The sequence below is a fragment of the Bacillus sp. RC51 genome (assembly GCF_044908115.1).
Classification (GTDB): Bacteria; Bacillota; Bacilli; order Bacillales; family Bacillaceae_G; genus Bacillus_A; species Bacillus_A mycoides.
Genome location: NZ_JBIYCW010000033.1, coordinates 1 through 8,511 on the forward strand (window position 1 = coordinate 1; position 8,511 = coordinate 8,511).

The window sequence follows — 8,511 nt, forward strand, 5'->3', positions numbered from 1 at the left end:
ATTTGCGACTTCCTTATGTTAACATCTTCGTTAGTTAATGTCAACTAAGTTTTTCATTTTGTTTGCCGCGTTCTGCGTTATTGCATCGGCGACTTTTTCTATATTACACCTCTATATCCTAATCGTCAATACCTTTTATCCTTTTTATTTTATAAATTCTAAAGGGTATTGAACCTTCTTCATTTATACTCCGTTCCTAGAGATTAATAAACTGGTGCAATCACTTTCATAATCGACAGTTTATACTTTCTTACTTACACCTTTCTAAAGAATGAATAGCAAGCCAAACAAATATATATTAAAGGTAACACTTTTTATTTCGAGTACATTCCAGCTGCATTCACAATTATCTCCTACCACTTCTCTCTAGGAATTATAAATACACCATGCATTTACTAAAAATCTAATTAACTTAGGAGGCGTTATGAAATGCATGTTAATAAGAAGATCATTTATGTATCCCATGATGCCCATTTCCACGGAGCACAGCTGCTTTCTTTACATACTATTAAAGCTCTTAAAGAAAACTTTCATTACTCCGTCGCAATTATTTCTATTGGAACGGGCATTTTAATCCACGATTTTCAAAAGTATGGTCCTGTTTATTGCCTAGAGGAAGACTACCCAACAGAAAAAAGGGTCGAATTATTAATAAAGAAGTTACTATCACAAGACTATACCATCGCCATATGTAGTACCGTCATAAGTGGTGATATAGTTGCATTACTAGCTAAACACAATATAAAAGTTATTTCATTAATACATGAATTGCCGCATTTAATACAACAGTACTCTGCCGAGGGGAAAGCTAGAAACATTGCCCAGTTTGCTTACAAAATTGTCTTCCCTTCACAGTACGTGTATGAAAAATTCCGTACAATCACCCAATTAGATCATCAAAAATGTCACATCCTCCCTCAAGGCTTGTTTAACCACAATCCTTATAAGAACAATATTGCAAAAGCTAGAAGCGAATTACGAAAAAAACACAACCTGCCTCTAGATAGCAAAATCATTTTAGGAGTAGGTTTCGCTGATCATCGGAAAGGGATAGATTTATTCTCACTTATTGCTTACTCAGTAAGAAAGGTTCATACGAATATTCATTTTATCTGGGTCGGGAGAACGGATGTTCATTTCTTTAACACGCTATCCCCAAGATATACAGCACATTTCACATTAGTTGAGCCTACTCCAGATATCGGTTTATATAACGCCGGGGCTGATTTATATTTGTTAACTTCAAGAGAAGATCCTTTTCCAAACGTTGTTTTAGAGGCATTAGATACAAAAGTCCCTGTTATAGGGTTTAAAAACGCTGGAGGTTTTGAAGATGTTGTTACGGAACAAACTGGCGCCTTAGTAGACTTTTTAAATTTACCGCAGGTGCTGGAAAGAATATATGAATTTATTGGAGATGAAGACTTACGATTACAAAAAGGGCGCTTTGGCCAAGAGCTTATTGAAAAAGATTTCAACTTTCTTCATTACATTTATCAACTGTTAAACCTACTTGATCATAATTACAAAAAAATAAGCGTAATCATACCGAACTATAATTACGAAAAATACTTATCTAACCGAGTTAAATCCATATTAAACCAAACCTATCCCCTTTACGAACTAATTTTCCTAGACGATGCCTCTACTGACAATAGCGTATCTATATTTGAACAGCTGCTCTCAAACGAAAATAAGCCCCACCTAAAAGTTCAGCAGATTATTAATGATAAAAACTCTGGTTCTGTATTTAAACAATGGATAAAAGGCATCTCTGCAGCAACCGGTGATTATATTTGGATTGCAGAGGCCGATGACTTATGTGATCAGACATTTTTAGAAGAAGTAATCCAAGGGTTTCATATAAATCGTGATGTTACCTTAAGCTACACACAATCAAAACAAATAGATGAACAAGGAAATATCCTAGCCAATCATTATTTAGATTACACAAATGATATTGATAAAGAAAAATGGAAAAGTTCTTATTTCCGAAAAGGGATAGATGAAATACAAGATACATTACTTATCAAAAACACCATACCTAATGTCTCAAGTGTAGTTTTTAAAAACATAGATATAAAAACTACAGAAAAACAATTAGAAAAGTTTAAAGTAGCTGGTGATTGGTTTTTCTATGTTTCTATTCTTAAAGAGGGGAACATTTATTTCAATCCAAAACCGCTAAACTATCATAGACGACATACAAATAGCGTAACGAGAACAGAAGATTCATATTCCCATTACAGTGAAGTTGTACAAATGCAGAATTTCATTAAAGAAACCTTTACTATCGACGACATTTCAAAAAAGAAAATGTACACATATAGAAAGTACCTTAAAGCATATTTGAAGATTTAATGATATATTTTCTTCGCCATCAGTATCTCTTGTAAAACGTTACTATCATTTAAGGGGGGTTACTCTTTGAAAGAATTTATAGAAGCAAATAAAGATTTGCTTTCTCAAATTGCACACAAATACAATGTAAATGTAAGTATCCATCCAGAGGATCATATCTTTCAATTCCTTGTCACTAATCCAGTCTTCCCATCTAAAAAAGAAGCGATAGATTATTATTTTCAAGATGGGAGAAAATCTGCAGAAACACTTTTAGATTTAATTACTTCCTTTTATCCCCCTATAGACACTCCAATTAAATTATTAGAATTCGCATCCGGATATGGCTGCGTAACACGTCATTTATTAAACCCACAAACGAACTTAAGTATAACTACCTGTGATATACATGAAGAGGCTATTACTTTTATTGAAAACACATTAAATACTTCTTCTATCTTATCTCACCCTGAACCTGAACAAGTAAAATTGGCCTCGTCTACGTATGATATCGTCTTTTGTCTATCCTTTTTTTCTCATATGCCTGATACAACTTGGTTTCGTTGGCTTCAAACATTGTATAATGCTGTTTCTCCTGAAGGCTTACTCATTTTCACAACTCATGGTTATCAAAGTAAAAAGTACTTCAGCTTTCCAGATTTAAATAAACAGGGTTATTGGTTTCTCCCTTCTAGTGAACAATTGGATTTAGATGTTCATCAATACGGGCAAACGATCGTTAGTCCCTCTTACGTATGTGACAAAATTAAATTATTACCCTATAACCCTGTCATCAAAAAATACACTGAAGGTTTTTGGTGGGAACATCAAGACCTTTGGGTAATAAAAAAAGAAATAAAATAATAAACCATGCTCTACTGATACAAAAGTAGGGCATGGCTTATTATTTTTTACTATATAAGAACTCTTCAATCCATAGCTTATTTAATCTAATTCCACTTTTGAAATCTATTTTCGGTTCCCAATTACATTCTCGTCTTACTCTATCTATATTTAAAATGATTTTTTGAACATTTTCTTGCCTTTGTTTATAGCAGGTAAAGTCCACTTTTCTTTCCGTTAATTTCTCCAATTCTACTATAATTCGCTTTAAAGAGAGACCCCTTCCGCTCCCTATGTTATACACACAAGATTTCAAACGATTTAATTGTGATAGTTGTATAGTGATTTCAACTAAATCATCGATATAAATATAATCTCGAATAATCTCTTGTGGATTCCCATATATATTAATCTTGTCATTACTGAGATGCTGATACAAAAAACAATTTATTGCCCCAACTTTCTTTAAAGGATTTTGATATTTTCCATATGGATTAGAATATCTACATACAACATAGTCAATTCCGTATTTTTTCTTATAAAAGTACAAGTAATTTTCAAGCGATACTTTTGTTATTCCATAAGGAGAAAGTGGTTTTAATGGATGTTCCTCATCAATAGGTAAATATTCCGGTTCACCATAAACCGTGCCTCCAGAAGATGCTAATACAATTTTTTTAACAGGAAAATTTTTAACACTTTCCATGAAGTTAAGAAAAAAAAAGCTACTGTTTATATCTCCGAAAACATCTTCAATTGAAGTTGCTACATTAGACGTTGCAGCTAAATAAATAATAATATCCACACTCACTAAAGCTTTATATATATCTTTAACATTCGCTAAATCACCTTTAATAAATTCAACTTCACTTATAATATTTTGAGGAAAATTATTTATATGTCTGGAAAATACTTTTACATTTTGACCCTGTTTTAATAAACCTATTGCGAGGTTAATACCAATGAAACTATTTCCACCTACTATTAAATAATTATTCTTCCTCATAATATCCTCTCTAGTAATAAAATTTTTACTCGTCACACCTAGAAATACAAATAAATGAACTTGGTCACTTCTATTATTCATCCTCTTATAATTGTATGCCCCTTATAAATTTTCATTATCTTTATTTTATATTTTCCTTTTAGAATCGATACCTTATTTAAGATGACCGCAAAAACACTCATAATATTTACTCATTCCCATGAATATATTGGATTAGTAAAAACTTGCCTTCTCATATTCTCGTTTATTCTATTTAAAAACCTTCTCCATAAATAAAACTTTCAAAAAGGAGCACTACATGTATGAAGAATGTAAATCAAGAGCTTTTAAATCATGTAATCCTACATAAAGATCGAATCCCACATTTCCATAAAGACTTTCCACTTATACTATTCTGGAGCCATAGAAGCGGATGTACTACTTTAGCTAATTGGTTCTTTTTTCAAATTGGATTATTTACTGAAGCAAAGAAATACCATGACTTTATTCATTACTATGAATTCTGGGTGTATAAAAACAACACCAACTACATACCAGAGTTACAAAATGGGCTTCTAACAGCAAAAAAAGATGTTTGTAAACTTGTACGGAATCCCTATACAAGGGCGGTCAGCTCCTTTTTATTGCTTGCTGACAATCCATATGCTAGCCCTCAATGGGAAAGTATCCGGCATTATTTTTATAATGACAAATATAGTAATCAAGGAATATCATTTAAACAATTTTTATATTACGTTCAAGCATGCAGTTCCAATTCCCTAGCAATAGATATACATTTTAGTCAGCAATACGTCCCAGGTGAAGAAAACTTCATCCAATGCTATATTCCTTTAGAAGATTTTAATACACAAATCACCAAGATAGAACACACGTACGATTTGACTAAATCAAATTTAGCGCTTCTTACAAATTCAGATCATCATCGTGCTCATAAGATGCTTTATACGGGAAGCTATGCAGAACTTAGCATTACAGATGCATCCTTCCCCCGCTTTCCAACATATGAAAGCTTTTATGATAAAGAAACCATGGGTTTAGTTACAGAAATATATGCACAAGACTTTGAAATGTATCCGTACACAAAAGGGACATTCTAAGTCGATACATTCTTCAATGAATAAAAGCGAATGTATCGCATAGCATAAAGTGAAACTTTAATTAGCGTGGGGTTCTCTCCCGCTAATTGTTCCATTCTACCAATCTCACTTTTATGAGTTCCCTAATTTCCACCCACTCTCTTTGATTTCGCTGGTTGTTGACGTGTGTGTCATATGCATTTTTTTACACAGGAGTGATGTCATGTGGAAGGTAATTTGAAGCACAATAATGGATATTGCGTTATTTGTGAGAAGAAAGCTACATTTATAGAGCATAATGATTGGCTTAGAGATCACTACTTATGTTCTACATGCCACTCTATACCAAGGCAGCGCGCTCTAATCCATGTTTTAAATACATTTTTTCCAAAATGGGGTTCCTATCATATCCACGAATCCTCTCCTGGGGGAATTACAACTCAACTACTAATAAAAAACTGCAAAAACTATACATACTCTCAATACTTTAAAAACTACCCTCTCGGCCAATACTTTCAAGGGGTTAGATGCGAGAACTTAGAAGACATGACTTTTCAAAATGAATCTTTTGATTTATTAATTACTCAAGATGTCTTTGAACATGTAATGGAGCCAAACAAAGCCTTTAAAGAAATAGAGCGTGTATTAAAGCCTGGCGGCGCTCATGTGTTTACTGTCCCTTGGTATCATACACTCACAAAGACTTTACAAAGAGCAAGAATCAATAAAGAAGGAATCGAATATATTGAGGAGCCAATTTATCATGGTAATCCTATTGATGAGAACGGGTCTTTAGTAACATTTGATTGGGGTAAAGATATGATTGAATACATTTATACACATGCAAATATGTATACCATTGTTTATTTACACAAGGATAGATCACTGGGGTTAGATGCTGAATTTCTACATGTTTTTATTAGTAAAAAACACGAAAATGATTTTTAGGAACTATATAATTTGGAGGTTAACAAATGAATAACTTTAAGTTAGGAAGTGATTTTGATAACCTTGTTAGCCCACTTTCTGATGTTGAACTTCTTAATCTATTTATACAAAGTTGCTCACAAACAAAGATAAATGGCATCCCAGTACCTACGTTCCCCTCCGAAGAAATTCAACAACAGTTTGTAGGTGCTTCCTATGAACATGCTCTTTATGAAGCATATTTGTTTTATAGCCTTGTAAAAACATATGCCCAAAATTTAGGCGTTCCCTTGAATAAAGAACGGAAAATTTTAGACTTTGGTTGCGGATGGGGAAGAATCATACGCTTCTTTTTCAAAGATGTTCGCCATAAAAATTTACTTGGTATTGATGTAGATCCTGCAATGATTAACCTTTGCAACGAAACGTTAGGAAGAGGCAGGTATAAAATAGCTCCCCCACAACCTCCTGTAGAATTTATTAATGACAATTCATTAGACATCATATTCGCTTATTCTGTATTCTCACATTTATCCGAAGAAACTGCAGAAAATTGGATAAAGGAATTTTCAAGAATTCTTCGTCCAGGTGGAATCTTCATCGCCACAACACAAGCACGCTATTTTCTCGATTTCTGTCAACAATTTAAGGAACACCCTGAATTAATTCAAACGGGATGGCATAAAACTTTATCTCAAGCTTTTCCAGATATAAATCGTGCCATCTCGGATTATGAAAGCGGCAATTTTATCCACAGCCCTACGGGAGCTGGAGACGTTAGAAACAGTAGCTTCTATGGGGAAACCGTTATACCTAGAACTTATATTAAAAACCACTATGAGAAGTATTTAAAGCTACGGGACTTTTTTGATGATACAAACCGGTTACCCCAAGCTCTATTTGTTCTCCAAAAAGATTAACTCTTTTCGCTCATTGTATAATGAAGATCATTTTGTATCTCAGCCGTATATATTAAATCATCAAAGATTTCCATATCAAGCATACTGCACAAAAGAATTCATTATGCAGCATAAATACAGTAAGTAAATAACATATCTCATGTTTTAACTAGATTCGAAAAATCAAAAGTAACTTCCCACCACTTGAACTACGAAGAACATAAGGGGGATATATCTTGAAAATAATCGCTTTTTACTTACCACAGTTTCATCAAATAAAAGAAAATGACCGATGGTGGGGGAAAGGGTTTACTGAATGGACAAATACTAAAAGTGCACGACCTTTATTTTCAGGACATTACCAACCTAGAGAACCTTATCAAGATTTTTATTATGACTTAACCACCCCATCCGTAAGAAAATGGCAAGCAGAAATTGCCAAAGCACATGGCATATATGGTTTTTGTTATTACCATTACTGGTTTAAAGGGAAGAGGCTATTGGAGGCACCCTTTAATGAGGTACTTAAGATGAAGGAACCAGATTTTCCATTTTGCCTTTCTTGGGCAAATGAACCGTGGACAAAAACTTGGGATGGTCTTGATAGTCACATATTAATGCCTCAAAATTATGGAGAATTATCAGATTGGAAAGAACACTTTGAGTATTTATTGCAAGCTTTCCAAGATGAGAGATATATCCGTATAGACGATAAACCACTATTCATTATTTATCGTCCCGGGCATATCCCTCATTGTGAACAAATGCTTCATTATTGGAATACACTCGCACAAGAAAATGGTTTGAAAGGTATATACTTTGCAGAAACATTAAACAGCTTTCCACTTCCTAATATAAATGGATTTGATGCTAGCATTCAATTCGAGCCTTTTTATACAATTGCTCATGATAGCTCTTCAGACATAAATAAGACAATATATGAGTCTGGTAAACAAATAAACGCTTGGGATTATGATAAAGTGTGGATGTATATACTAAAGCGATCTCCTCCAGAGAAAAAAACATTTCCTGGTGCCTTTGTTGACTGGGACAATACAGCACGCCGCAAAGACTTAAATAGCAGCATCTTCCTAGGTTCTACCCCTAGGAAGTTCACGATATATTTAAGCAAACAAATCCAGCGTACCTATTCTCTTTACAACAGCGAGTTTTTATTTATTAATGCGTGGAATGAATGGGCAGAAGGTACTTACTTAGAACCAGATAAAAGGCATGGATTCGCCTATTTAGAAGGAGTTAAGCAGGCAATTAACAGAGGTATGAAAGCATACAAAAAAGACGAGTCATTCTGACTCGTCTTAAAGTTGCTTGGCGACGTCCTACTCTCACAGGGACAAGGTCCCAACTACCATCGGCGCTAGAGAGCTTAACTTCCGTGTTCGGTATGGGAACGGGTGTG

At 33.9% G+C, this 8,511-nt stretch carries 7 protein-coding genes and 1 rRNA gene; 6 read left to right on the forward strand and 2 right to left on the reverse strand.

What is annotated here, in order from left to right:
- Nucleotides 1-429 precede the first annotated feature (429 nt).
- Entirely contained in the window at nt 430-2,361 is a 1,932-nt protein-coding gene (locus tag ABH959_RS29295; protein ID WP_219300576.1) for a glycosyltransferase, read from the forward strand.
- A 66-nt stretch (nt 2,362-2,427) separates the two neighbouring features.
- Nucleotides 2,428-3,204 carry a class I SAM-dependent methyltransferase gene (locus ABH959_RS29300; protein ID WP_113938642.1) on the forward strand — a complete coding sequence of 259 codons (777 nt, stop codon included), beginning with the start codon at nt 2,428-2,430 and terminating at the stop codon, nt 3,202-3,204.
- 40 nt (nt 3,205-3,244) lie between these two features.
- On the opposite strand, the gene ABH959_RS29305 is transcribed toward ABH959_RS29300, so the two are convergent.
- Nucleotides 3,245-4,189, reverse strand: coding sequence for an NAD-dependent epimerase/dehydratase family protein (locus ABH959_RS29305; RefSeq protein ID WP_404493564.1), 945 nt, complete (start codon nt 4,187-4,189; stop codon nt 3,245-3,247).
- A 302-nt stretch (nt 4,190-4,491) separates the two neighbouring features.
- On the opposite strand from ABH959_RS29305, the gene ABH959_RS29310 reads away from it, so the two are divergent.
- From ABH959_RS29310 to ABH959_RS29325, 4 genes are all read left to right on the forward strand, one after another.
- Nucleotides 4,492-5,286, forward strand: coding sequence for a sulfotransferase family 2 domain-containing protein (locus tag ABH959_RS29310; RefSeq protein ID WP_113938643.1), 795 nt, complete (start codon nt 4,492-4,494; stop codon nt 5,284-5,286).
- A 204-nt stretch (nt 5,287-5,490) separates the two neighbouring features.
- On the forward strand, nt 5,491-6,213 hold the full coding sequence (locus tag ABH959_RS29315; protein WP_404493560.1) for a class I SAM-dependent methyltransferase: 723 nt from the start codon (nt 5,491-5,493) through the stop codon (nt 6,211-6,213).
- A gap of 26 nt (nt 6,214-6,239) precedes the next feature.
- A complete protein-coding gene (locus ABH959_RS29320) occupies nt 6,240-7,112 on the forward strand; it encodes a class I SAM-dependent methyltransferase (protein ID WP_404493562.1) in 873 nt (290 codons plus the stop codon).
- 215 nt (nt 7,113-7,327) lie between these two features.
- Nucleotides 7,328-8,404: a glycosyltransferase WbsX family protein gene (locus ABH959_RS29325; RefSeq protein ID WP_002140175.1), complete on the forward strand. Its 1,077-nt coding sequence runs from the start codon at nt 7,328-7,330 to the stop codon at nt 8,402-8,404.
- A gap of 14 nt (nt 8,405-8,418) precedes the next feature.
- Here ABH959_RS29325 and rrf read toward each other — a convergent pair.
- Nucleotides 8,419-8,511 (reverse strand): 5S ribosomal RNA (rrf, locus tag ABH959_RS29330); the annotation flags it as partial.